The 25078-nt window shown below is 49.5% G+C and carries 25 protein-coding genes, 2 pseudogenes and 1 other annotated feature; of the genes and pseudogenes, 17 read left to right on the top strand and 10 right to left on the bottom strand.

Annotated features, from left to right (window positions below):
• On the top strand, positions 1 to 861 hold the full coding sequence (locus tag H4F65_RS02090; RefSeq protein WP_010275577.1) for a fructosamine kinase family protein: 861 nt from the start codon (positions 1 to 3) through the stop codon (positions 859 to 861).
• An 87-nt stretch (positions 862 to 948) separates the two neighbouring features.
• Here the strand turns inward: H4F65_RS02090 and H4F65_RS02085 are convergent, their stop codons facing one another.
• Entirely contained in the window at positions 949 to 1497 is a 549-nt protein-coding gene (locus tag H4F65_RS02085; RefSeq protein WP_010275583.1) for a YniB family protein, read from the bottom strand.
• 305 nt (positions 1498 to 1802) lie between these two features.
• Here H4F65_RS02085 and hxpB point away from each other — a divergent pair, with 305 nt between their 5' ends.
• Positions 1803 to 2468: a hexitol phosphatase HxpB gene (gene hxpB / locus H4F65_RS02080; protein ID WP_010275589.1), complete on the top strand. Its 666-nt coding sequence runs from the start codon at positions 1803 to 1805 to the stop codon at positions 2466 to 2468.
• A gap of 95 nt (positions 2469 to 2563) precedes the next feature.
• Here the strand turns inward: hxpB and H4F65_RS02075 are convergent, their stop codons facing one another.
• Positions 2564 to 2896 carry a cupin domain-containing protein gene (locus H4F65_RS02075; protein WP_010275594.1) on the bottom strand — a complete coding sequence of 111 codons (333 nt, stop codon included), beginning with the start codon at positions 2894 to 2896 and terminating at the stop codon, positions 2564 to 2566.
• 308 nt (positions 2897 to 3204) lie between these two features.
• Here H4F65_RS02075 and H4F65_RS02070 point away from each other — a divergent pair.
• From H4F65_RS02070 to H4F65_RS02020, 11 genes and pseudogenes are all read left to right on the top strand, one after another.
• A pseudogene (locus tag H4F65_RS02070) lies at positions 3205 to 3414 on the top strand (5-dehydro-4-deoxy-D-glucuronate isomerase); the annotation flags it as partial.
• A gap of 83 nt (positions 3415 to 3497) precedes the next feature.
• Positions 3498 to 4259, top strand: a complete 762-nt coding sequence (kduD, locus tag H4F65_RS02065; RefSeq protein WP_010275603.1) for a 2-dehydro-3-deoxy-D-gluconate 5-dehydrogenase KduD — start codon at positions 3498 to 3500, stop codon at positions 4257 to 4259.
• Between the two features lie 273 nt (positions 4260 to 4532).
• A complete protein-coding gene (pelW, locus tag H4F65_RS02060) occupies positions 4533 to 6164 on the top strand; it encodes a pectate disaccharide-lyase PelW (RefSeq protein ID WP_010275607.1) in 1632 nt (543 codons plus the stop codon).
• Between the two features lie 46 nt (positions 6165 to 6210).
• The gene (locus tag H4F65_RS02055) at positions 6211 to 7101 is read left to right on the top strand and encodes a carbohydrate ABC transporter permease (RefSeq protein WP_010275610.1); all 891 of its coding nucleotides are present in this window, start codon (positions 6211 to 6213) and stop codon (positions 7099 to 7101) included.
• The gene (locus H4F65_RS02050) at positions 7094 to 7999 is read left to right on the top strand and encodes a carbohydrate ABC transporter permease (protein WP_010275614.1); all 906 of its coding nucleotides are present in this window, start codon (positions 7094 to 7096) and stop codon (positions 7997 to 7999) included. Before H4F65_RS02055 ends, H4F65_RS02050 begins: the two co-directional genes overlap by 8 nt.
• Positions 8000 to 8012: 13 nt before the next feature.
• Complete coding sequence (locus H4F65_RS02045; protein ID WP_010275619.1) at positions 8013 to 9140, top strand: ABC transporter ATP-binding protein; 1128 nt, start codon at positions 8013 to 8015, stop codon at positions 9138 to 9140.
• A 15-nt stretch (positions 9141 to 9155) separates the two neighbouring features.
• The gene (locus tag H4F65_RS02040; RefSeq protein ID WP_010275624.1) at positions 9156 to 10448 is read left to right on the top strand and encodes an ABC transporter substrate-binding protein; all 1293 of its coding nucleotides are present in this window, start codon (positions 9156 to 9158) and stop codon (positions 10446 to 10448) included.
• A 247-nt stretch (positions 10449 to 10695) separates the two neighbouring features.
• Positions 10696 to 11412, top strand: coding sequence for an oligogalacturonate-specific porin KdgM family protein (locus H4F65_RS02035; RefSeq protein WP_010275628.1), 717 nt, complete (start codon positions 10696 to 10698; stop codon positions 11410 to 11412).
• 333 nt (positions 11413 to 11745) lie between these two features.
• Positions 11746 to 12699: a pectin acetylesterase PaeX gene (paeX, locus tag H4F65_RS02030; RefSeq protein ID WP_010275631.1), complete on the top strand. Its 954-nt coding sequence runs from the start codon at positions 11746 to 11748 to the stop codon at positions 12697 to 12699.
• An 80-nt stretch (positions 12700 to 12779) separates the two neighbouring features.
• Positions 12780 to 13286 (top strand): annotated as a pseudogene (locus H4F65_RS02025) (metal-dependent hydrolase); the annotation flags it as partial.
• Between the two features lie 240 nt (positions 13287 to 13526).
• On the top strand, positions 13527 to 14921 hold the full coding sequence (locus H4F65_RS02020) for an L-cystine transporter (RefSeq protein ID WP_010275639.1): 1395 nt from the start codon (positions 13527 to 13529) through the stop codon (positions 14919 to 14921).
• 96 nt (positions 14922 to 15017) lie between these two features.
• Here the strand turns inward: H4F65_RS02020 and osmE are convergent, their stop codons facing one another.
• Positions 15018 to 15347 carry an osmotically-inducible lipoprotein OsmE gene (gene osmE, locus H4F65_RS02015; RefSeq protein WP_010275642.1) on the bottom strand — a complete coding sequence of 110 codons (330 nt, stop codon included), beginning with the start codon at positions 15345 to 15347 and terminating at the stop codon, positions 15018 to 15020.
• A 224-nt stretch (positions 15348 to 15571) separates the two neighbouring features.
• Between osmE and nadE the strand changes: the two genes are divergently transcribed.
• The 4 genes from nadE to H4F65_RS01995 all read left to right on the top strand — a co-directional run bounded on the left by nadE (position 15572) and on the right by H4F65_RS01995 (position 19776).
• Positions 15572 to 16396, top strand: a complete 825-nt coding sequence (gene nadE, locus H4F65_RS02010; RefSeq protein WP_010275646.1) for an ammonia-dependent NAD(+) synthetase — start codon at positions 15572 to 15574, stop codon at positions 16394 to 16396.
• Between the two features lie 83 nt (positions 16397 to 16479).
• Positions 16480 to 17367, top strand: a complete 888-nt coding sequence (yddG, locus tag H4F65_RS02005; RefSeq protein WP_010275649.1) for an aromatic amino acid DMT transporter YddG — start codon at positions 16480 to 16482, stop codon at positions 17365 to 17367.
• 130 nt (positions 17368 to 17497) lie between these two features.
• Positions 17498 to 19216, top strand: coding sequence for an ABC transporter ATP-binding protein (locus tag H4F65_RS02000; protein WP_010275653.1), 1719 nt, complete (start codon positions 17498 to 17500; stop codon positions 19214 to 19216).
• A gap of 134 nt (positions 19217 to 19350) precedes the next feature.
• A complete protein-coding gene (locus tag H4F65_RS01995; protein WP_039319594.1) occupies positions 19351 to 19776 on the top strand; it encodes a nitrous oxide-stimulated promoter family protein in 426 nt (141 codons plus the stop codon).
• A gap of 60 nt (positions 19777 to 19836) precedes the next feature.
• Here H4F65_RS01995 and ihfA read toward each other — a convergent pair whose 3' ends face one another.
• The 7 genes from ihfA to infC all read right to left on the bottom strand — a co-directional run bounded on the left by ihfA (position 19837) and on the right by infC (position 25077).
• Entirely contained in the window at positions 19837 to 20133 is a 297-nt protein-coding gene (ihfA, locus tag H4F65_RS01990) for an integration host factor subunit alpha (protein WP_009112984.1), read from the bottom strand.
• A 4-nt stretch (positions 20134 to 20137) separates the two neighbouring features.
• A complete protein-coding gene (pheT, locus tag H4F65_RS01985; RefSeq protein WP_010275683.1) occupies positions 20138 to 22525 on the bottom strand; it encodes a phenylalanine--tRNA ligase subunit beta in 2388 nt (795 codons plus the stop codon).
• A gap of 14 nt (positions 22526 to 22539) precedes the next feature.
• Positions 22540 to 23523 (bottom strand): phenylalanine--tRNA ligase subunit alpha, encoded by a 984-nt coding sequence (pheS, locus tag H4F65_RS01980; RefSeq protein WP_010275686.1) that lies wholly within the window; start codon positions 23521 to 23523, stop codon positions 22540 to 22542.
• 108 nt (positions 23524 to 23631) lie between these two features.
• Positions 23632 to 23756, bottom strand: a sequence feature (Phe leader region).
• Positions 23707 to 23751 carry a pheST operon leader peptide PheM gene (pheM, locus tag H4F65_RS01975; protein WP_001386830.1) on the bottom strand — a complete coding sequence of 15 codons (45 nt, stop codon included), beginning with the start codon at positions 23749 to 23751 and terminating at the stop codon, positions 23707 to 23709. Its footprint overlaps the feature before it by 45 nt.
• A gap of 85 nt (positions 23757 to 23841) precedes the next feature.
• Positions 23842 to 24198 carry a 50S ribosomal protein L20 gene (gene rplT, locus H4F65_RS01970; protein ID WP_005968887.1) on the bottom strand — a complete coding sequence of 119 codons (357 nt, stop codon included), beginning with the start codon at positions 24196 to 24198 and terminating at the stop codon, positions 23842 to 23844.
• A gap of 43 nt (positions 24199 to 24241) precedes the next feature.
• Positions 24242 to 24439: a 50S ribosomal protein L35 gene (gene rpmI, locus H4F65_RS01965; RefSeq protein WP_010275699.1), complete on the bottom strand. Its 198-nt coding sequence runs from the start codon at positions 24437 to 24439 to the stop codon at positions 24242 to 24244.
• Positions 24440 to 24534: 95 nt separating this feature from the next.
• A complete protein-coding gene (infC, locus tag H4F65_RS01960) occupies positions 24535 to 25077 on the bottom strand; it encodes a translation initiation factor IF-3 (RefSeq protein ID WP_071822580.1) in 543 nt (180 codons plus the stop codon).
• Position 25078 lies beyond the last annotated feature (1 nt).

Genomic DNA, 25078 nt, shown 5'->3' with positions numbered 1-25078 from the left:
ATGTGGCAAGCTATCAGCCGACTTTTGGAAGAACATCACGGTGCTGCGGATATTCAGGAGCGTCGCGAATTATCCGGCGGTGAAATACATCCCGCCTGGTACGTCCGCTACGGCGAGCATGACGTCTTCGTAAAATGTGATAGTCGTGAAATGCTGACCAAATTCACGGCTGAATCCGATCAACTTCATTTGCTGAGCCGCAGTAATACGGTGCGTGTACCCACCGTCTATGGTGTCGGTAGCTCACGCGATAACAGTTTCCTGCTTCTGCAATATCTTCCCGTCAAACCGTTGGATGCGCACAGCGCCTGGTGCCTGGGTGAACAGCTAGCACGCCTGCATCAATGGAGCGACCAGCCACAATTTGGGCTGGATTTCGATAACGACCTCTCAACAACGCCTCAGCCAAACAGCTGGCAGCGGCGCTGGGCGACCTTTTTTGCCGAACAGCGTATTGGCTGGCAGTTGCAGTTGGCGGCGGAAAAAGGGATGCATTTTGGTCACATTGAAACGCTGATCGCACGCGTTGAGGAACGTCTGGCAGGACATCAGCCTCAGCCGTCGCTCCTGCACGGTGACCTATGGCCAGACAACTGTGCGAATAGTCAGGATGGCGCTTATCTGTTCGATCCGGCCTGCTATTGGGGAGACAGAGAATGTGATTTAGCAATGCTGCCACGCTATCCGGCCCTACCCCCACAGATTTATGACGGTTATCAGAGCGTGTGGCCGCTGGATAAAGGCTTTATCGATCGCCAGCCCATTTATCAGATTTATTATCTGCTTAACCGCGCCAACCTTTTTGGCGGCAAGCATATTGTTGAAGCGCAACAGCTCATTGAACGGCAGCTTTTGATCTAAGGCGGGACAATTGCACTACAATGAGGTGTTTGTTCTAAAGGTAAGAAGAATACGGCGTCTGGCGCAATCATTGCGCCAGACCGTCAATCAGACGGGCAATCCTAATAAACGTAACACCAGATAGCCAATACCCGCGACAATCACCGGCAGGATATAAAGCGGAAAGAATTGCACAAAAATCGTGTGACCAGGAACAACAACACGTGATTCCAGCGTCTCACGCGTATTCCCGCCATCACCTTTCATCTTTTCCAGAATCAGTTGATCTTCAATACCTTCCTTAATGGCCTTCGCCTGACGCGACATCCGGGCACCCGACACCTGCAAAGCCAGACCAACAAAAATCAGGATGTAGATCAGCCAAAACATCAGCGTCGCCCCACTGAAAAAACGCGTAAAATCCGGTACTGGCGAGTTGTACCAAAAAATGTTCAGGAAAGGCGTATTAAAGCGCACCATATCGACCATCAGGTGCACAAAATCCAAAAGAACAGCATCAATACCCTGTTTTTTCTGGGTATAAGCGTAAAGATAATTAGCCAGCGAGACGAAGGTTGAAAGCAGCGCGGGAATAAAAAGGATCCATCCGGCAATGCGTTTAACGACGGCAATACGGCCAGCCTGTTGATACGTCATGAGAACCCCTTCTTAGCGACGCAACATCGGTAATGTATCGTTTTAGTACGACGGGTAGCCTACTGTAACTTTACGCGCAGTCAACACTTTATCTCCCACACCGCCTAATCGGCCACAAGAGCGATTTACTCCGTCAGACATCACGCTACGTGAACATCGGCTGTAATTCAGTCCTTCCAAGGGCTATCCCTGATGCTCAGTACTTCACGTTGTTCAAAATGCTCGCATCGTGCCCTGCAACTCAACTTATTTAAGGTATAGTTTACCAGTAAATTTTCTTTTCCTTTGCTGACGGAGCCAGTGGTATGTCCTTTGATTCTTCTATACGCGCGGCGATTTTCGATATGGATGGGCTGCTGATTGATTCAGAACCGTTGTGGGACAAAGCCGAACTGGAGGTTATCGCCTCGCTTGGCATCGATATTTCACTACGAGAATCCATGAAAGATACTTTGGGTTTACGCATCGATATGGTGGTCGAACTCTGGTATCAACGTTCTCCCTGGGCAACACCAGCCCGAGACGAGGTTGTCCGCCGTATTATCGATCGTGCGATTGAACTCGTTGCCGAACAGCGTCCCCTCCTGCCCGGCGTCGAACATGCACTGCAACTGTGTCGTGAACAGAATCTCAAAATCGGGCTAGCTTCCGCTTCGCCGCTCCGCATGCAGCAGCAGGTGCTGCAAATGTTTAATCTGGAGCACTACTTTGATGTCTTAATGTCAGCCGAGACACTGCCGTATAGCAAGCCTCATCCAGAAGTGTATTTGAATGCGGCAAACGGACTCGGCGTTCCTCCGACACAGTGTGTGACGTTGGAGGATTCGGTGAACGGCATGATCGCAACCAAAGCGGCACGTATGCGTTCAATCGTTATTCCACAGGCTGAGTTTCGCGATGACGCACGCTGGGCGCTAGCCGATTATAAGCTGGATTCCCTGAATCAGTTGACTAGTGAACACTTAGTCTAGGGATTAGGAATAAAGAAGCAGAAGAATAGAAAAGCAGGCATCGCGGGATATGACGAAAGCGTGATCAGTCTATTGGCTGACCACGCTTTGAAGCATTACAGGAAATCCGCTCGCTTTGGCGAGAAAGCATCGATCAGGACGCTGCCGTCTTCCAGCGAGACCACGCCATGCATCTCGTTTTTCACTGCCAGATAGGCGTCGCCGGTTTTCAGGATACGTTTCTCACCTTCGATCACGACTTCAAAGCTGCCAGCAGCAACATAAGCAATCTGATCGTGAATCTCATGGAAGTGCGGCGTACCAATCGCACCTTTATCAAAGTGCACGTAAACCATCATCAGCTCATCGCTCCAGGTCATGATTTTACGTTTAATGCCACCGCCCAGCTCTTCCCACGGCGTTTCATCATCAATAAAGTATCTTCTCATCGTCATCTCTCCTCTAACGCTTTTATTGCCCATCCCTTCTATTGCGTCAACAAACCGTGCACGACAACGAGGGTATGATTATGGATTGCGACATTTTAGCCACATCAGTACCAGAAGAAACATAAAATAAGCAAAACCATGACGGCCCTCAAGAAATAAATAAAACATTATTTCATTTTTATTGAATTCACATCCCATCCAAACTATCATCCCGCATAACAAGAAAGAACCGGGCAGGTTGAGGAACAGGTGACGTTGTCACTGCCACGCGACATCATCTGTTTCGCCCGGCGCTTTCACCAGAAACAGTAAGTAATGAAACGGCAGTTTTCCACATGATGGGTGAGCAGCAGGAAACCCGTCATAGCGTAATAAAAAACGAGCGGGCGGTGGTTTCACCGATCTGCTTGATGCATTCCGGTGTTGGCACCAGACGCTACACCTTTATCTGGGGCATGGTTGGCGAGAATCACGTTTTCGGTGACATGGATCACGTCAAGGTTAGCGAGTTACGTTAATCGCTTTCAACCGGAATTACCGGTGTTCCCTACAGTAACAGCTAACGACTAAGTATTTTGTCGCTTATAGAGAGATTACAGATATGATTTTAAATTCTTTTGATTTGCAAGGTAAAGTTGCTCTGATCACGGGTTGTGATACGGGTTTGGGTCAAGGCATGGCTATCGGTCTGGCACAGGCAGGTTGTGATATCGTCGGCGTCAACATCGTTGAACCGAAAGACACTATCGAAAAAGTCACTGCACTGGGACGTCGTTTCCTCAGCCTGACCGCCGACATGAGCAATGTTTCTGGTCATGCAGAGCTGGTAGAGAAAGCTGTTGCTGAATTTGGCCACGTTGACATTCTGGTCAACAACGCCGGTATCATCCGTCGTGAAGATGCGATCGATTTCAGCGAGAAAAACTGGGACGACGTGATGAACCTGAACATTAAGAGCGTTTTCTTTATGTCTCAGACCGTTGCTCGCCAGTTCATCAAACAAGGTAAAGGCGGTAAGATCATCAATATCGCTTCTATGCTGTCCTTCCAGGGTGGTATCCGCGTACCGTCTTATACCGCATCAAAAAGCGCCGTTATGGGCGTAACTCGTTTGCTGGCTAACGAGTGGGCAAAACACGGTATCAACGTCAACGCAATTGCACCGGGATACATGGCTACCAACAATACCCAGCAACTGCGCGCCGATGAAGAACGCAGCAAAGAAATTCTGGATCGTATCCCAGCTGGCCGTTGGGGTTTGCCACAGGATCTGATGGGCCCGTCCGTCTTCCTGGCATCCAGCGCATCTGACTACATCAATGGTTACACGATTGCCGTTGATGGTGGCTGGCTGGCTCGCTAAGCGCAATTTTTCTTAGCGGCATTTCGCCAACCTACGATAAAAAGCACAATTCCGGTTGTGCTTTTTATTTGTTTTTCAAGTTGTTATTTCGCTTTTAATGATTCTTTTTCCTGCCAAAATCCTTTCTTAAAAAAAATCAAAACAACGTTCCGACTTTGATCACACTTTCGATATTGCGTGCATGACGACAAGGTTAATAGCGCAATATAATCAATCAAAACAGTGTTTCTATTTATAAGGAACTGTTCACACGGTTCCATAAGAAGGTACTCCATGAGTATTTTTGAAAGCTTATACACCAGCAGGAAATCGCAACTCGACGAATGGGTTGCAGCACTCGATAGCCACATTGCCTGCGTTCAGGATAAAGGCCGCAGCCAAAGTCAGCCGACGTTATTATTGGCTGACGGTTTTGATGTGGAAAATTATGCACCTGCGATGTGGCAATTCCCAGACGGACATAGCGCACCTATTTCTAATTTTGCCAGCCAGCAAAATTGGCTAAGAACGCTGTGTGCCATGAGCGTCGTTACGGGTAATGAGAGTTACCAGCAGTACGCTATCGCCCAAAGCGAATATTTCCTGGATCATTTCGTTGATGATAATAGTGGGCTGTTCTTCTGGGGCGGTCACCGCTTTATTAACCTGGATACGCTGGCAGGCGAAGGGCCAGAATCCAAAGCTCAGGTGCATGAATTAAAGCACCACCTTCCCTATTACGCGTTGTTGCACCGTGTTAATGCGGAAAAGACGCTGAATTTCTTTCAGGGTTTCTGGAACGCGCACGTTGAAGACTGGGATTCACTGGATCTGGGTCGTCATGGTGATTACAGCAAAAAACGCGATCCAAACGTGTTCCTGCATGCACGCCGTGATGTCGTCGATCCGGCACAGTGGCCTGTTCTGCCATTAACGAAAGGGCTAACTTTTGTTAATGCTGGCACAGACCTGATTTATGCCGCGTTCAAATACGCAGAATACACGGGCGATAGCCACGCCGCGGCCTGGGGTAAGCATCTTTATCGCCAATACGTTTTGGCCCGCAACCCAGAAACCGGTATGCCGGTGTATCAGTTCAGCTCACCACAGCAGCGCCAGCCGGTGCCGGAAGACGACAATCAGACACAGTCCTGGTTTGGCGATCGCGCTCAACGTCAGTTTGGCCCAGAGTTCGGTGAAATCGCGCGTGAAGCCAATGTGCTGTTCCGTGACATGCGCCCACTGCTGATTGATAACCCACTGGCAATGCTGGATATTCTCCGCACGCAGCCTGATGCAGAAATGCTGGACTGGGTTATTTCAGGGTTAAAAAACTACTATCAGTACGCCTACGATGTCACCAGCAATACACTGCGCCCAATGTGGAACAACGGCCAGGACATGACAGGCTACCGTTTTAAACGCGATGGCTATTATGGTAAAGCGGGTACGGAATTAAAGCCGTTTGCATTGGAAGGTGATTATTTATTACCGCTGGTTCGTGCCTATCGCCTGAGTGGCGATGAGGACCTGTACGCACTGGTTAACACCATGCTGACGCGGCTGAATAAAGAAGACATTCAGCACATCGCCAGCCCGTTACTCTTGTTGACCGTCATTGAACTGGCCGATCACAAACAATCAGAATCCTGGGCACATTACGCCGCGCAGTTGGCTGGCGTTCTGTTTGAACAACACTTCCATCGTGGTTTGTTCGTTCGCTCCGCACAGCATCGTTATGTTCGTCTGGATGATACCTATCCGCTGGCTTTACTGACTTTCGTTGCCGCTTGTCGCAACAAATTAAACGATATCCCGCCGTACCTGACACAAGGTGGATATGTTCACGGTGATTTTCACGTTAACGGGGAAAATAGAATTGTTTATGACGTGGAATTAATTTATCCAGAGTTATTAACAGCTTAATTTTATGTTTTTTTAATGGTTCACAATTAATCAATAGGTAAGCATTATGAATGAAAACAGAATGCTGGGGTTAGCCTATATCTCCCCCTATATTATAGGGCTGATAGTTTTTACCGCTTTCCCCTTTGTTTCGTCATTTATCCTCAGTTTTACTGAGTATGACTTGATAAATCCGCCTGAATTTACGGGGTTAGAAAACTATCACCGTATGTTCATAGAGGACGATCTCTTTTGGAAATCCATGGGCGTCACCTTTGCCTATGTATTTCTGACCATTCCATTGAAATTAATCTTCGCACTGTTAATTGCGTTTGTACTTAATTTCAAATTACGTGGTATCGGTTTCTTCCGTACTGCTTACTATGTGCCTTCTATTCTGGGCAGCAGCGTGGCCATTGCCGTTCTGTGGCGTGCACTGTTCGCCATCGATGGCTTGTTAAACAGCTTCCTCGGCGTGTTTGGCTTTGATGCCATCAACTGGCTGGGCGAACCGTCTCTGGCACTGATGTCAGTCACGCTGTTGCGCGTATGGCAGTTCGGTTCCGCGATGGTTATCTTCCTGGCTGCATTGCAGAACGTTCCGCAATCTCAGTATGAAGCGGCAATGATCGACGGTGCATCCAAATGGCAAATGTTCCTGAAAGTAACGGTACCGCTGATTACGCCAGTTATCTTCTTTAACTTTATCATGCAGACCACTCAGGCATTCCAGGAGTTTACGGCACCTTACGTCATTACTGGCGGCGGTCCAACGCACTACACCTACCTGTTCTCGCTCTATATCTATGATACGGCGTTCAAGTATTTCGATATGGGTTACGGTGCTGCCTTGGCATGGGTTCTGTTCCTGGTTGTTGCGGTATTTGCGTCTATCTCCTTTAAGTCGTCGAAATACTGGGTGTTCTACTCCGCTGATAAAGGAGGAAAAAATGGCTGACATGCATTCAAACCTGACTACAGCACAAGAAGTTGCTGCTGCAGAAGTACGCCGCACGCTGCGTAAAGAAAAACTCAGTGCCGCCATCCGTTACGTGATACTGCTGTTCGTTGGTTTACTGATGCTTTACCCACTGGCGTGGATGTTCTCAGCGTCGTTCAAACCGAACCATGAGATTTTCACCACGTTGGGTCTGTGGCCTGCTCACGCCACCTGGGATGGTTTCGTTAACGGTTGGAAAACCGGTACGGAATACAATTTCGGTCACTATATGATTAACACTTTCCAGTACGTGATTCCGAAAGTGGTTCTGACCGTTATTTCCTCGGTGATAGTGGCTTATGGCTTCGCTCGCTTTGACATTCCGTGGAAGGGCTTCTGGTTCGCGACACTGATCACCACCATGCTGTTGCCAAGCACCGTACTGTTAATTCCGCAGTACCTCATGTTCCGCGAAATGGGCATGCTGAACAGCTACCTGCCACTGTACTTGCCGCTGGCGTTTGCAACACAAGGGTTCTTTGTGTTCATGCTGATCCAGTTCCTGCGTGGTGTACCACGTGATATGGAAGAAGCCGCTCAGATCGATGGCTGTAACTCCTTCCAGGTGCTGTGGTATGTGGTCGTGCCGATTCTGAAACCAGCCATCATCTCTGTTGCGCTGTTCCAGTTCATGTGGTCAATGAACGACTTCATCGGTCCGCTGATTTATGTCTATAGCGTGGATAAATATCCAATTGCGCTGGCGCTGAAAATGTCTATCGACGTTACTGAAGGCGCTCCGTGGAATGAAATCCTGGCCATGTCCAGCATCTCCATTCTGCCATCCATTATTGTTTTCTTCCTGGCACAGCGCTACTTCGTACAAGGCGTGACCAGCAGCGGAATTAAAGGTTAATAGAGGATTTATCATGGCTGAAGTTATTTTCAATAAACTGGAAAAAGTATACTCCAACGGTTTCAAAGCCGTTCACGGCATCGACCTGACGATTAAAGACGGTGAATTCATGGTTATCGTCGGCCCGTCTGGCTGTGCGAAATCCACTACGCTGCGTATGCTGGCGGGTCTGGAAACCATCAGCGGCGGTGAAGTACGTATCGGTGAGCGCGTTGTTAACAATCTGGCGCCGAAAGATCGCGGGATTGCCATGGTGTTCCAGAACTACGCCCTCTACCCTCACATGACGGTAAAAGAGAATCTGGCGTTTGGTCTGAAGCTGAGCAAAATGCCTAAAGATCAAATTGAAGCGCAGGTCGCCGAAGCGGCCAAAATTCTGGAGCTGGAAGATCTGCTGGATCGTCTGCCGCGCCAGCTGTCTGGTGGTCAGGCACAGCGTGTAGCCGTAGGCCGCGCCATCGTAAAAAAACCAGATGTGTTCCTGTTTGACGAACCGTTGTCAAACCTGGATGCCAAACTGCGTGCATCCATGCGTATCCGTATTTCTGACCTGCATAAGCAGTTGAAGAAAAGCGGTAAAGCGGCGACAAGCGTATATGTTACCCACGATCAGACTGAAGCAATGACCATGGGTGACCGTATTTGCGTGATGAAACTCGGTCACATCATGCAGGTCGATACGCCGGATAACCTGTACCACTTCCCTGTCAACATGTTCGTTGCTGGCTTCATTGGCTCACCAGAAATGAACATTAAACCGTGCAAACTGGTCGAGAAAGACGGTCAGATTGGCGTTGTGGTTGGGAATAACGCGCTGGTGTTAAATGCGGCAAAACAAGACAAAGTCCGCAGCTATATCGGACAAGACGTTTTCTTCGGTGTTCGCCCAGACTATGTTTCCGTGTCAGATACGCCATTTGAAGGCAGCCACTCACAGGGTGAGTTGGTTCGCGTAGAAAACATGGGTCACGAATTCTTTATGTACATTAAAGTCGATGGCTTTGAATTAACCAGCCGCATTCCTTATGACGAAGGTCGGCTGATTATCGAGAAGGGACTGCATCGTCCGGTATATTTCCAGTTCGACATGGAAAAATGCCATATTTTTGATGCAAAAACAGAAAAAAATATCTCTCTTTAACAGGAGTAGTAACCGATGAAAAAAGCGATCCTACACACGTTAATAGCTTCATCTCTGGCGTCATTAGTGGCAATGCCTTCTTTAGCCGCTGATAATGTTGAATTGAGAATGTCCTGGTGGGGCGGCAACAGCCGTCACCAGCAGACGCTCAAAGCCATTGAAGAGTTCCATAAGCAGCACCCGAACATCACCGTGAAAGCGGAATATACTGGCTGGGATGGTCACCTGTCTCGTCTGACAACACAGATTGCCGGTAACACCGAGCCAGATGTGATGCAGACTAACTGGAACTGGCTGCCGATTTTCTCTAAGAACGGCACGGGTTTTTACGATCTGAACAAGGTTAAAGATTCTCTGGATCTGACCCAGTTCGAGTCAAAAGAACTGCAAAACACCACGGTCGAAGGGAAACTGAACGGTATTCCAATTTCCGTTACGGCTCGCGTCTTCTATTTCAACACCGAAAGCTGGAAAAAAGCCGGTCTGGAATATCCGAAAACGTGGGATGAGCTGCTGAACGCCGGTAAAGTGTTCAAAGAAAAACTGGGCGACCAATACTACCCTATCGTATTGGAACACCAGGATTCTCTGGCACTGCTGAACTCTTATATGGTTCAGAAGTACAACATTCCTGCGATTGATGTAAAAAGTCAAAAATTCGCCTATAGCGATGCGCAATGGGCTGAATTCTTTGGTATGTATAAGAAGTTGATCGACAGCCATGTCATGCCTGATGCGAAATACTATGCATCTTTCGGTAAGAGCAACATGTATGAAATGAAGCCATGGATCAACGGCGAGTGGTCTGGTACTTATATGTGGAACTCCACTATCACTAAGTACTCTGACAACCTGCAACCACCAGCAAAACTGGAATTGGGTAGCTACCCAATGCTGCCAGGTGCAAAAGATGCCGGCTTGTTCTTCAAACCAGCACAGATGCTGTCTATCGGTAAGTCAACCAAGCATCCTAAAGAGTCTGCTCAGTTGATCAACTTCCTGCTGAACAGCAAAGAAGGTGCTCAGGCTCTGGGTCTGGAACGTGGTGTACCGTTGAGTAAAGCCGCTGTGGCTCAGCTGACTGCTGATGGCGTGATCAAAGATGATGCACCAGCCGTTGCCGGGTTGAAACTGGCTCTGTCTCTGCCGCATGAAGTTGCTGTTTCCCCTTATTTCGATGACCCGCAAATCGTTTCTCTGTTTGGTGATACCATCCAGTCTATCGATTACGGTCAGAAATCTGTGGAAGATGCTGCGAAATACTTCCAGCGTCAATCTGAGCGTATTCTGAAACGCGCAATGAAATAATGTTGCACCCGTTTTAGACTGTAATTCACCCCTGCCGCACTGACGGCAGGGATTTTTCATTTAAATTAAAACAACCGCGATATTCAATTCGATCTCCCTCACAATTTGAAACCCCATTTTACTTTTTGTTACCCAAGACGATCTCGATCACAGAACGTAGTTTAATAATAAATAAAATAGAACTTGTCCTAAAAAGCATAATGCGTGTTTTTTATTAGAGATATCCTAACCAATAGGGAATATAACAATGAAATTTAAATTATTAGCTCTGGCAGTTACGTCATTAATTAGTGTGAATGCAATGGCTGTGACAATCGATTACCGTCATGAAATGAAAGATACTGCGAAAAATGATCACCGCGATCGTTTGTCAATGTCACATCGTTTTGCCAATGGCTTTGGGTTATCTGTTGAAGCAAAATGGCGTCAATCCAGTGCAGACAACACGCCAAATAAACCATTTAATGAAACCGTCAGCAACGGTACTGAAGTGGTTGCCAGCTATGTTTATAGCTTCAACAAAACCTTTTCTTTAGAACCAGGTTTCTCTTTAGATTCAAGCTCTACCTCTAACAACTATCGTCCTTACCTGCGTGGTAAAGTGAACATCACTGACGATCTTTCTACTTCTTTACGTTATCGCCCTTACTACAAACGTAATAGCGGTGATGTTCCAAACGCATCAAAAAACAACCAAGAAAATGGTTATAATTTAACAGCCGTTGTCAGCTATAAATTCCTGAAAGATTTCCAAGTTGATTACGAACTGGACTACAAAAAAGCAAATAAAGCTGGTGCATACCAATACGACAATGAAACATACAATTTCGACCATGATGTAAAATTGTCTTATAAATTGGACAAAAACTGGAAACCTTACATGGCAGTAGGTAACGTTGCAGAGTCTGGTACTACCGATAATCGCCAAACTCGTTACCGTGTTGGTGTGCAATACAGCTTCTAATAACGGGCTTGTTATTTAAATAAGCATTATTAGTTGGCAAAAGGGATGTTAGTGTTAATTGATTCACTAAGTTTTATCATTAACGTCCCTTTATTATGATGTCCGTAGTAGATTAAAAAGTTAGGTACGTTTCGTTGTTACATGTGGTGTCGTTAAATGCGTTTTAGCTGTTGAAATTGCTGTGTCTGATTTACCCTCTTCGTGTATGAATGTTATTTCTTTATTAAGATTTGCGGTTCAGGGTGGTCATTTTTTCTCCGATGTGATGGCTACCCTATTTTTTTATCGTCGCCCAACAATTCCCCCCTCCTTCCCTTTGTCAGGTGATCTATCATGATTGTTCGTTCTCTGCTTGTCGGGGCCATTATGATGTCTGTAAATGGATTAAGTTACGCCCAACCTGTTTTTACTGTCTGGCCACACGGTGAAGCGCCGGGAGCCTCTTCTTCAACGGTACAGCCGCAAGTGGTCGAGCGGAGCAAAGATCCCTCTCTTCCCGATCGGGCAGCAACCGGGATTCGCAGCCCTGAAATTACCGTTTATCCGGCAGAGAAGCCCAATGGTATGGCGTTACTCATTACGCCCGGCGGTTCTTACCAACGTGTCGTGTTGGATAAGGAAGGCAGCGATCTGGCCCCTTTCTTTAATCAGCAGGGATACACACTTTTCGTTATGACCTACCGTATGCCCGGTGAAGGCCATAAAGAAGGCGCTGACGCCCCGTTAGCCGATGCACAACGTGCCATCAGAACCCTGAGAGCCAACGCCGAGAAGTGGCACATTAACCCACAGCGTATTGGTATTATGGGATTCTCCGCGGGTGGTCATGTTGCTGCCAGCCTGGGAACCCGCTTCTCACAGTCTGTTTATCCCGCGACGGATGCCATTGACAGCGTAAGCGCACGACCTGATTTCATGGTGCTGATGTACCCCGTCATTTCGATGCAGGCGAATATTGCGCACGCAGGTTCGCGTAAGCAGTTAATCGGCGAGCAGCCAACGGAAGCGCAGGTGCTGCGTTACTCTCCAGAGAAACAGGTTACCGATCAGACGCCACCCACGTTTCTGGTGCATGCCGTTGACGATCCGTCAGTGTCGGTTGATAACAGTCTTGTGATGTTCAGCGCGCTGCGGGAAAAACAGATCCCCGTCGAAATGCATCTCTTTGAGAAAGGGAAACACGGTTTTGGCCTGCGCGGCACCAAAGGACTTCCAGCGGCTGCCTGGCCTCAGTTGCTAGACAATTGGCTGCGAATCTTACCGGTAAGCAACGAACCGTCGAAATAAATCGTTACGCCGTCACGGCTTCCGCAGACAGGGATAATCTCTTATACTGTATAAAATAACAGTTTTATTTGAGAAGTTTCATGACTGCGGAAGGACACCTGCTGTTTTCTGTTGCCTGCGCAATTCTGGCTAAGAAAGTTGAGCTATCGCCTGCGCTGGCTACCGGAGACTGGTGGCACATTATCCCCGGAGCACTCCTTACCGCGCTGCTGCCCGATATCGATCACCCTAAATCCGTCCTCGGGCAGCGCCTGAAGTGGCTTTCTTCGCCCATTGCCCGCCTCTTTGGTCATCGCGGATTTACGCACAGCTTTCTTGCCATCGCCGCCGGTATTTTCTTTATTCAGACGCACCTGCCGCCAGACTGGCCGATTCCGACCGATGCCTACCATGCCATGATCGTCGGTTATCTGAGCCACATTCTCGCGGATATGCTGACGCCCTCTGGCGTTCCCCTGCTCTGGCCCTGTCGCTGGCGTTTCCGCTTGCCGATTTTAAACAGCCAAAAAGGCAATCAGTTGGAACGCTTTCTGTGTCTTGCCTGTATCGGCTTTTCACTGTATCAGCCACAAAAAAATCTGGATTGCTGCACCTATGAGCAGTCATTTCGCTTTTTACAGTCTGCGCAAACCTACCTCTTTCAATACGTGAAGTAACAGCGTTACCTACCGTCAGACATATCCCTGTAACATGATGGCAAAAGACCTGCTATCCTGTGCGCGTTTGTTATTTTTCATCGCAAAAAATCACGCTACCTCCGCCGATCTCAATTACTGCGCGAGATAGTGGGCAGCGTGACGCGACTCACTGATAGGGAGCAAAGCCGGATGAATTTTCCGCTACTCATAAATATTCTGCTATTTGTCGTATTACTGCTCGGATTAGGTTACGCCAGCCGTAACCCATCCTGGAGTCTGGCAAAGAAAGTCTTGCTGGGTTTGGTTGTCGGGGTGCTATTTGGTCTGGCACTGCATCTGATTTATGGTGGCGACAACCCGGTTGTTAAGCAGTCCATATCATGGTTTAACATTGTGGGTAATGGCTACGTGCAGCTGTTACAGATGATCGTCATGCCGCTGGTCTTTATCTCCATCCTCAATTCCGTTGCCAAGCTGCATAATGCCTCGTCATTAGGGAAAATCAGCGTATTGACGCTTTCGACCCTGTTGATCACTACGCTGATTTCCGCGTTGGTCGGTGTTTTTGTGACTAACCTGTTTGGCCTGACGGCGACCGGGCTAGTGCAAGGTGCGCAAGAAACCGCGCGATTAACGGCGATTGAAAGCAACTATGCTGGTAAAGTCGCTGACCTTAACGTACCTCAGCTTATCCTGTCATTCATTCCTAAAAACCCGTTTGCTGAGCTGACCGGTGCGAACCCGACGTCTATCATCAGCGTCGTCGTCTTCGCTGCGTTCCTTGGCGTTGCGGCGTTACAGTTGCTAAAAGATGACGCGGTCAAAGGCGAACGCGTTTTAACCGCCATTGACACACTGCAATCCTGGGTGATGAAACTCGTTCGTCTGGTGATGAAGCTGACCCCTTACGGCGTCATGGCGCTGATGACCAAGATGGTCGCCAGTTCTAACCTGCAAGACATCCTCAAGCTGGGTAGCTTCGTTGTCGCGTCCTATCTGGGACTGATGATTATGTTCGGCGTCCATGCGCTGATCCTGTCGTTCACAGGCATCAATCCGGCTCGTTTTTATCGCAAAGTCTGGCCAGTATTGACGTTCGCATTTACCAGCCGTTCCAGCGCGGCGACAATACCACTCAGCATTGAAGCGCAAACGCGCCGTATTGGCGTGCCGCAATCTATCGCCAGCTTTGCCGCCTCTTTCGGCACGACAATCGGTCAGAACGGCTGTGCGGGGCTTTATCCAGCGATGCTGGCCGTGATGGTCGCGCCAACAGTTGGCATCAACCCGTTGGATCCTGTCTGGATCGCGACGCTGGTCGGTATCGTCACCATCAGTTCTGCTGGCGTAGCCGGTGTGGGCGGCGGTGCCACCTTTGCCGCGTTAATCGTTCTGCCTGCGATGGGACTACCGGTAACACTTGTCGCGCTGCTCATCTCCATTGAGCCGCTGATCGATATGGGCCGTACGGCACTTAACGTCAGCGGATCCATGACGGCCGGTACCGTCACCAGCCAGTTGATGAAGCAGACGGACAAAACGGTTTTCAACGCACAGGATGACGCTGAGTTGACGCACCGCTAAGCCGCATTTGCTGCACAAAAGAAAACGCCGACGGCTGATGCTGTCGGCGTTTTTTTATGACACTTTTCTAATAACGATATCGTGCCATCAGGTTGCTTAGCGCTGCGGGTTAGTATCGTAAGCCTGGCAGCTCTGGAAACCTTTATTGAGAACATGGCCCGTTTCGTCGTAGCTGACGAAATAGTTCTGCGCAGTACCATCGCGGTTTTTCAGCAGATAGTCGCTACAGGTGCCTTTAGCATTCACCAGACGTTTTTCCACTCCGCTACCTGCGAGTTGATGAACCTGCTGCTTCATCATTCCCACTTTCACATCTTTCACCACAGGCTCATTAACATAACTTTCTGCCTTGTTATAAGCCGTACATCCCGCCAACATGACAGCACCTGCTGCCGCAATACATACCAGTAATCTGTTATTCTTCATCTCATCACCTCATTATTATACGTCACACTAAGGCTAGTCGGCGGCGACCACTTTTTCAAATAATAACGCAGGGATGTAACATATTGGCCAATAGTCAAAAACCGGTTATCTATAGGGAAAATGACTACCTGACAGCTTGTTCTTTTTCTTCACGCCAATTCGTTTTACACTCAGGCAATCGTAATAATTCTTTTGCAGTATCAATAAGTTCAGGAGGGGATGGCATGTCATTACAAAACGACATTATCACTGCGTTGGGAGTGAAAAGCAGCATCGATCCAGCACAGGAAATACGTGTTAGCGTTGATTTTTTAAAGAATTATCTGAATGCTCACCCGTTCGTTACGTCGTTAGTTTTGGGCATCAGCGGTGGTCAGGACTCTACGCTGACCGGCAAACTGTGCCAGACGGCTATCACGGAATTACGTAATGAGACCGGAAATTCTCGCTATCAGTTCATCGCCGTTCGACTGCCTTACGGCGTACAGGCGGATGAAGCCGACTGTCAGGACGCCATCGCTTTTATCCAACCAGACCGCGTATTAACCGTCAACATCAAGCCGGCGATTGAAGCCAGTGAAGCCACCTTACGTGCCATTGGCGTGGAGCTTTCCGATTTTGTAAAAGGTAACGAAAAAGCCAGAGAGCGCATGAAAGCGCAGTACAGCATCGCGGGCATGAATGCCGGGCTTGTCGTCGGCACCGATCATGCAGCTGAGGCGGTAACGGGCTTTTTCACCAAATACGGTGATGGCGGTACCGATATCAACCCGATTTTCCGGTTGAATAAGCGTCAGGGTAAAGCGCTGCTGCGCGAACTTGGCTGCCCTTCTCATCTTTATACCAAAGCCCCTACCGCCGATCTGGAAGAAGACCGTCCGTCTCTCCCCGACGAAGTCGCGCTGGGTGTGACCTATGAAAAAATCGACGACTATCTGGAAGGCAAGCAGATCGAGGCCAACGATGCAGCCATTATCGAAAACTGGTATCGCAAAACCGAACACAAGCGTCGTCCGCCGATTACCGTTTTTGACGACTTCTGGCGGTAAACCATCGTAATGAGCACTACCGGATGCAGGTAACAGCATCCGGTTTGATTTCTTTGGCACAGACCTCATAACCAGGTATGAATATGACGCCACAGCGCGCCACGCTCACGGGCTTACTGGCGATCGTTTTATGGAGCACATCCGTCGGGCTTATCCGTAGCCTGACAGAAGCACTCGGCCCCATCGGCGGTGCGGCGATGATTTACTCCACCAGCACGCTATGTCTATTGGCCTTTTACGGTTTTCCCCGCATTAAGACGCTGCCCAGAGTCTATTTGTTCGCAGGCGGCGCGATGTTTGTCTGCTACGAGATATTTCTGTCGCTGTCCATCGGGCTAGCGGATAGCCGCATGCAGGCGATAGAAATAGGGATGATTAACTATTTGTGGCCCAGTTTGACCGTGTTCTTTTCTCTTTTTATCAATCAGCAGAAAAGTCGTTTCCTGCTCTGGCCCGGCCTTGCGCTCTCGCTAGGCGGCATCGTGTGGATTATGAAAGGAGAAAGCGATTGGACACCAGAGTTACTGTGGAACAACATTCTGGCTAACCCGCTGGCCTACAGCCTGGCGTTTTCTGCGGCTCTGACCTGGGCGCTCTACTGCAATATCACCAGGCGGTACGGGCAAGGTAAAAGCGGCGTCTCGCTGTTCTTTTTCATCGCCTCACTCGTACTCTGGGTTCAGTATGCCTTCAGTGCCGAAGGTGCGATTTCATTAACCTTACCAAGTTCTCTGCAACTGCTCTTTATGGGCACATCGACCGCATTAGCCTATTCCGTCTGGAATATCGGTATTCAGCATGGCAACCTGACGTTGCTGGCAACCGCCTCTTATTTCACGCCCGTGCTTTCCACCCTATTAGCCGCGCTCTGGCTCAATATCACGCCCGCTATATCATTCTGGCAAGGCGTCGTCATGGTCACAGCAGGTTCGCTGCTCTGCTGGTATGCGACACGTACACCTACGAGCTGATCCACAACCATCCCCATGGTTTTCATCTGACTTCCCAGCCAATAAGAAACCTAATCGGCTCACGGTCACATTCTTCACGCTAACCTGCTATAGTCATCCCCACATTTCGTTACCTAAAAAATAGTCACACATGTTAAGGCGTTTCTTTTCCTACTATTCCCCTTACAAAGGGTTGTTCGTCCTCGACTTCGGCTGTGCCATTATCGCTGGCCTGCTTGAATTAGGGTTTCCGATGGCGATTAAAGCGTTCATCGACAAACTATTACCCGCTCAGGACTGGTCGCTGATCCTGTTGGCGTCAGTGGCGCTATTAGCGGTATACCTGCTGAATACCGCGCTGATGGCCATCGTCAACTATTGGGGACATGCGCTGGGCGTGGGTATTGAAACCGATATGCGGCGGCAGGCCTTTGAGCATCTGCAAAATTTGCCGTTCCGTTACTACGACAATATGAAGACCGGCCATATCATCACCCACGTCACCAAAGATTTGGAAGAAGTCGGGGAGATTGCCCACCACGGCCCGGAAGACCTCTTCCTCGCGATCATGACGTTTATTGGTGCGTTCATCCTGATGGCGACGGTTCATCTGAATCTGGCGCTGCTGACGATTATTATCGTGCCTTTCATGACGTATCTCGTCAGCCGCTATGGCGCCCGCATGACGGAGACGTGGCGTCAGCTATTCGGTCAGGTTGGCAACTTCAACGCTCGAATTGAAGAGAGCGTTGGGGGTATCCGCGTCGTTAAAGCGTTTGCCAATGAAGCGCATGAGAAGAAACTGTTCTCTAACGATAACGAAAACTACCGCCGTACCAAATTGCAGGCCTATCGCATCATGACCGCCAGTATGACACTCAGCTACCTCAGCACGCGCCTGATACAGCTTATCGTGATGCTGGCCGGTATTTGGTACGTGATTCAGGGCGAACTCAGCTACGGTGGTTTTATCGGCTTCCTACTGCTGATTGAAGTGTTCTTCCGTCCGGTCGCCAAAATTACCTCGGTGCTGGAGAGCTATCCCAAAGGAATTGCGGGATTCAAACGCTTTACTCAGCTGATCGATACCGTTCCCGAGATTGCCGACGCTCCCGATGCGCATAATGCCGGTCCGTTGACAGGCGATATCCGGTTCAATCAGGTGAGCTTTGGGTATTCTGCCGACCGTCCGATTTTGCGCAATATTGACCTGTCGATTCGCGCAGGGGAAACCGTCGCGTTTGTTGGCCCCTCCGGTGCGGGCAAAACCACCCTCTGTTCCCTGCTTCCCCGCTTCTACGATTTAACCAGCGGTGCCATCACCATTGACGGCATGGATATCCGCCAGATGACGCAGGCATCGCTACGCAGCCAAATCGGCATCGTACAGCAGGATGTTTTCCTGTTCGGCGGTACCATTCGGGAAAACATTGCCTACGGTAAACTTGATGCAAGCGATGACGAAATCATGGACGCCGCACGACGTGCGCGGTTAGATGAGCTGATCGAGAACCTGCCTGACGGGCTGGATACCGTGGTCGGCGAGCGTGGCGTTAAATTATCGGGTGGGCAAAAACAGCGTTTATCTATCGCGCGCATCTTCCTGAAAAACCCGCCAATCCTGATTCTGGACGAAGCGACATCTGCGTTGGATACCGCGACAGAGCAGGCGATACAGCAATCGCTCAGCGAACTTTCCGCAGGACGTACCACGTTGATCATCGCCCACAGGCTGGCAACCATACAGAACGCGGGACGCATTGTGGTGGTAGATAACGGCAGCATTATTGAGCAAGGCAGCCATCAGGTGCTGCTGGAGCAAAGTGGCATCTATGCCAAATTACATCAGGCACAGTTCGGCCAGGCCTGATTACGACCTTCCTCGGCGAGGTTCTCCTCGCCTTTTTCCTCTGCATTCCTTCATAGATGTGACTTCAGTGGTTCCTCTCGCAATAAATTGCATTTAAAATACATCTATTATGATTTCATCAGGACATGACGCACATGGCGAGAAAACCCCTGGGAAAATACCGACAGCGGGAGATCCGTACCGTCGGATTGATGATCGAACTGTATGAAAAGCACCATCCTGAAACTGGCGATAACGCGCAGCATAAAGACTTATTCAGCTACGCCATCAAGCGTCTGGAACGCTGTCAATTCGGTGAAGATAAACCCGCGTGTAAGCATTGCCCCATTCACTGCTATCAACCCGCCCGACGTGAGGCGATCAAAGCGATTATGCGCTGGTCGGGGCCGCGGATGTTGTTGCGCCACCCTATTCTGGCAATACGTCATTTAATTGACGATCATCGGCCAGTGCCGGACTATCCGAAAAAAGAGACATCGCCAAAAACACCAAATGGACGAGCAACGCGTTTAGCCTCGCAGCATACGGCACCAGCAGATACCGAATCGACCTTGAAATAGGCAATATGAGGCGAATAAGATAGGAAAAGGCCGCTTGCGCGGCCTTTTTGGGTGACTCTGTTACTCTTTGGGAGAGGCGTTCTCTACCCTGCTTTTTAGCTTTTGCCCCGGACGGAACGTGACCACACGGCGCGCCGTAATCGGAATATCTTCGCCAGTTTTTGGGTTACGCCCCGGACGTTGGTTCTTGTCTCGCAAATCAAAATTGCCAAAACCTGACAACTTGACCTGCTCGCCATTTTCCAAAGCGCGACGAACTTCTTCAAAAAACAGCTCGACTAGCTCTTTGGCATCCCGTTTGCTCAGCCCGAGCTTCTCAAACAGGTATTCTGACATTTCAGCTTTAGTAAGCGCCATAGGTTCAATCCCTCAAGGATGCTTGGAATCGCTGTTTTAATGCTGCTACGCATTCTGCAACGGTAGCGGCAATTTCCTCTTCTGCCAGTGTACGCGTGGTATCTTGCAGGGTCAGACTGATAGCCAGACTCTTATAACCTTCCGCTACGCCCTTCCCTCGGTACACGTCGAATAAGTTTACGCCAACTAACTGATTTGCGCCAACTTTCTTACACTCGGCCAAAATATCGCCCGCAGGGACATTTTCAGCGACCACAACGGCGATATCGCGACGGTTCGCCGGGAAGCGGGAAACCTCGTTCGCCTCCGGCAATACGCGGTCTGCGACCTTATCCCACAACAATTCGAACACCACGGTGCGCCCGTTAAGATCCAACTTGCGCTCCAGTTCTGGGTGAATAACGCCAATAAATCCAATGCGTTCTCCGCACAGATAAATAGCAGCACTTTGTCCTGGATGCAATGCCGGATTATTTTCGGCCTTGAACTCAACCTCAGACAACTTGCCCGTCAATGCCAGTACCGCTTCCAAATCGCCTTTTAAATCATAGAAGTCAACGGCCTGACGCGCCAGATCCCAATGCTCTTCATAACGCGTGCCAGTAATCACACCCGCCAGCATCAGATCCTGACGAATACCCAGGTCCGCACTGGTGTCCGGCACAAAACGGAGGCCGCTTTCAAACAGGCGCAGACGGCTTTGTTGACGGTTTTGGTTATACACCGCCGCGCTCAGCAAGCCGCTCCACAGCGATAAACGCATCACCGACATCTCTGCGGAAATCGGGCTCGGCAGGCTCAGCGACGCTTCATTAGGGTGGATTAATCCCTGAATTTTCGGGTCAACAAAACTGTAAGTAATTGCTTCCTGGAAGCCGTGGTCGACTAATAATGTCTTCACACGCTTCAATGACAGTGACGCTTCGCGATGCGAGGTCATAATCAACGGAGCCTGAGTCGGAATATTCGGAATGTTGTTGTAGCCGTAAATACGCGCGACTTCTTCAACCAGATCTTCTTCAATTTCCATGTCGAAACGCCAGCTCGGTGCCGTCGCCTGCCAACCTGCATCGGTTTTCGCAACGTTACAGCCCAGACGCTGCAGAATATCGCTCACCTGCTCATCGGCAATCACATGGCCAATCAGACGATCCAGTTTCTCACGGCGCAGCGTAATCGTTGCGCGAGTTGGCAAATCTGCCTCGCTAGTCACATCAACTACTGGGCCCGCTTCACCACCGCAGATGTCGATCAGCAGACGAGTCGCGCGCTCAATGGCTTTGTGCTGTAACGCCGGATCGACGCCACGCTCGTAGCGGTGAGACGCATCGGTGTGCAAACCGTGACGACGTGCGCGTCCGGTAATCGACAGCGGATTGAAGTAAGCGCATTCCAGCAGAACGTTTTGCGTTTCTTCATTGACGCCAGAATGCTCGCCGCCAAAGATACCGCCCATCGCCAGCGCACTCTGCTGGTCAGCGATAACCAGCGTATCCGCATTCAGCTTCGCTTCGTTACCATCCAGCAGCGTCAGCGTTTCGCCTTCTGTCGCCATACGCACGATAATGCCGCCGTTGAGACGGTCGAGATCGAACGCATGCATTGGTTGACCGAGTTCCAGCAGAACGTAGTTCGTCACATCAACAACCGGATCGATAGAACGAATACCGCAACGGCGCAGCTTTTCGCGCATCCACAGTGGCGTTGCCGCCTTAACGTTGATGCCTTTCACCACACGGCCTAAGTAACGCGGGCATGCCTGCGGCGCATCGACCTGAATCGGGAAGGTATCCTGAATCGTCGCAGCAACGGGCTCAATAGTCGGTTCATTCAACGCCAGCTGATTCAATACGGCCACATCACGCGCCACACCGATAATGCCTAAGCAATCAGCACGGTTTGGGGTCACGCTGATTTCAATCGCGTTGTCATCCAGCTTCAGGTACTCACGAATATCCGTGCCAATCGGCGCGTCTGCTGGCAGTTCAATGATGCCATCGTGATCGTCCGAAATACCTAACTCGGAAAATGAGCACAACATGCCTTCAGACGGTTCACCACGCAGCTTGGCGGCTTTAATTTTGAAATCGCCCGGTAATACGGCACCGACCATCGCCACCGCCACTTTCAGGCCCTGACGGCAGTTCGGCGCGCCACAGACGATGTCCAGCAGGCGCTCGCCGCCGACATTAACTTTCGTCACACGCAGTTTGTCTGCGTTCGGGTGCTGCCCACATTCAACCACTTCACCGACAACCACGCCGTGGAATGCGCCAGCAACAGGCTCAACGCCATCCACTTCCAGCCCTGCCATCGTGATCTGTTCAGATAGCGTTTCACTGTCAACCGCCGGGTTTACCCACTCGCGTAACCAGAGTTCACTGAATTTCATGATGTATACCCGCCTTACTTAAACTGTTTGAGGAAACGCAGATCGTTTTCGAAGAACGCACGCAGATCGGTCACGCCATAACGCAGCATCGTCAGGCGCTCCATGCCCATACCGAACGCGAAGCCGGAATACACTTCTGGGTCGATACCGACATTACGCAGGACATTCGGGTGCACCATGCCGCAGCCCAGGACTTCCAGCCATTTGCCGTTTTTACCCATCACATCCACTTCAGCAGACGGTTCGGTAAACGGGAAATAAGACGGACGGAAGCGAACCTGCAAATCTTCCTCAAAGAAATTACGCAGGAAATCATGCAACGTGCCTTTCAGGTTGGTGAAGCTGATGTCTTTATCGACGATCAACCCTTCCATCTGATGGAACATCGGCGTGTGAGTCTGATCGTAATCGTTACGATAAACGCGACCCGGCGCGATGATACGGATGGGCGGTTGCTGCTTTTCCATGGTACGAATCTGAACGCCAGATGTCTGTGTACGCAGCAGGCGTGTAGCATCAAACCAGAACGTGTCGTGGTCAGCACGCGCAGGGTGGTGCCCTGGAATATTCAGCGCATCAAAGTTGTGATAATCGTCTTCGATTTCTGGCCCGGTTACCACAGAAAAACCCAGCTCGCCGAAGAAAGTTTCGATGCGATCGATGGTACGGGTCACCGGATGCAAGCCGCCATTTTCAATGGTGCGGCCCGGCAAGGAAACATCGATGGTTTCTTGCGCCAGACGCGCATTTAACTCAGCGGATTCCAACATGTGCTTACGGGCATTCAGCGCGTCCTGAACGTCTTGCTTAGCCTGGTTAATGACAGCACCAGCCGCAGGGCGCTCTTCAGCCGGCAACTCGCGCAGCGAGGTCATCTGAAGGGTTAAGTGACCTTTTTTGCCCAGATATTCGACACGCACATTTTCCAGTGCGGTAACATCCTGAGCCTCTTCTATAGCTGTTCTGGCTTTGGCAACCAGCTCTGCGAGATGTGGCATTGTGTTCCTCTTTTTCTGCCTATGTGGCCAACGGTCATGATTGAAGAATGTCGTTTTACTCAAAACGATAAATGTTACTAAAAACAAGAGTAAAAACCGATTATTGTAAACAAAAAAGCCTCCCTATGGGGAGGCTTAAGCGCTACTTTTCGTTTCTTTTCTTACGCGCAAAGCCCCCTGAATTCAGGTGCTAAAGTAAAAAAAGAAACGGAAAATAGCAGCGTTCATACTTGCGTTACCTTTGTCTTATAAATAATAAAAACGGAAAGTGTAGAGCCCGACGAAAAGAGGGAGCCAAAGCTCCCTCTCTCAACTGACTTACGCCAGTGCTGCTTTCGCTTTTTCGACCAGCGCGCTGAACGCTAACTTATCGAATACTGCGATATCAGCCAGAATCTTACGGTCAATTTCAACAGAAGCTTTTTTCAGGCCGTTGATGAATTTGCTGTAAGACAAACCGTTTTGACGAGCTGCCGCATTGATACGTGCAATCCACAGCTGACGGAATTGACGTTTACGTTGACGACGGTCGCGGTAAGCGTATTGGCCAGCTTTGATTACTGCCTGGAAGGCAACACGATAAACACGCGAACGGGCACCGTAGTAACCTTTCGCTTGTTTCAATATTTTCTTGTGACGTGCACGGGCAACTACACCACGTTTTACGCGAGCCATATGCTCTCTCCTAAAGTCTTATTCTGAATTAAAAAAAGGTTACTTATGCGTACGGCAGACATGCGATAACAAGACCCAGATCCCCTTTGGAGACCAGACCTTTTGGACGCAGGTGACGTTTACGCTTAGTTGACTTTTTGGTCAGAATATGACGCAGGTTAGCATGCTTACGCTTAAAACCACCGCTTGCGGTTTTTTTAAAGCGTTTAGCGGCGCCACGTACTGTTTTAATCTTTGGCATTGTTATTTCCACTTCGCATTGTTAATAAAACGAATCAGATAAGGCGAACAAAGCCGTACAACACAGAGGTTGTACGGTCTTGCTACTTGAATGCCTTACTGTTTCTTCTTCGGTGCTAGCACCATGATCATCTGACGGCCTTCGATCTTCGACGGGAAGGATTCGACCACTGCCAGTTCACTCAGATCGTCACGAACGCGGTTAAGCACTTCGATACCAATCTGTTGGTGCGCCATTTCACGACCGCGGAAACGCAGTGTGATTTTAGCTTTGTCACCATCTTCAAGAAAGCGAATCAGGTTGCGTAGTTTGACCTGATAGTCGCCATCATCGGTACCAGGTCGGAATTTAATTTCCTTGACCTGAATAACTTTTTGTTTTTTCTTCTGTTCCTTTGTGGCCTTACTCTTCTCATAAAGGAACTTGCCGTAATCCATAATTCGGCAAACCGGCGGCTCGGCGTTCGGACTGATTTCAACTAAATCAACACCTGCTTCTTCGGCTTTTTCTAATGCTTCATTTAGACTTACGATGCCCAGCTGTTCGCCTTCGACGCCTGATAGGCGTACCTCATGTGCGCGAATCTCTCTGTTGATGCGATTAGGACGCGCCGGTTGAACTCGTTTTCCGCCTTTAATA

It is taken from the genome of Pectobacterium brasiliense (assembly GCF_016950255.1).
GTDB lineage: Bacteria > Pseudomonadota > Gammaproteobacteria > Enterobacterales > Enterobacteriaceae > Pectobacterium > Pectobacterium brasiliense.
Note: the sequence above shows the minus strand (reverse complement) of the source record. Positions and strands in the feature narration are given on the sequence as shown.